This is a genomic window from Bacteroides sp. 519 (assembly GCF_010500955.1).
GTDB lineage: Bacteria > Bacteroidota > Bacteroidia > Bacteroidales > Bacteroidaceae > Bacteroides.
In genome coordinates, this window is record NZ_QVMJ01000087.1 from 1 (window position 1) to 358 (window position 358).

General features: G+C 42.7%; 1 pseudogene. It reads left to right on the forward strand.

The window, feature by feature from the left end:
- Positions 1-7: 7 nt before the first annotated feature.
- Positions 8-358: pseudogene (locus D0T85_RS22020) on the forward strand (hypothetical protein); the annotation flags it as partial.

Genomic DNA, 358 nt, shown 5'->3' on the forward strand with positions numbered 1-358 from the left:
AGAGAAAATAGAGAAAAAAGAATCTTCTTTTCGTGCCGAAGAAGGAGTCAAGCTTGTGGTCAAAAGCAAAGACGAAGACCAACATCGCCATGATGTTACTGTTAGCTTACTAGAAAAAGGTAAAACGGTAGACAAGGTAGAAAGTTATGCAGCTATGCGTAAGATTTCTAAACGTAAAGATGCTGCAGCCTCTGCTATTTATGGAGCTCGCGCTGCTGCTGGGGTAGTTTTGGTTACTACTAAAAAAGGTACAGCCAAAGGAAAAGCAATCTCCGATCAGGTAAAGCAGGAAATTGCAGCCGAAGTAAATGAAATTGTTGCCGCTGGTGGCAAACGTCCTCATCTGGCGGCTATTTTG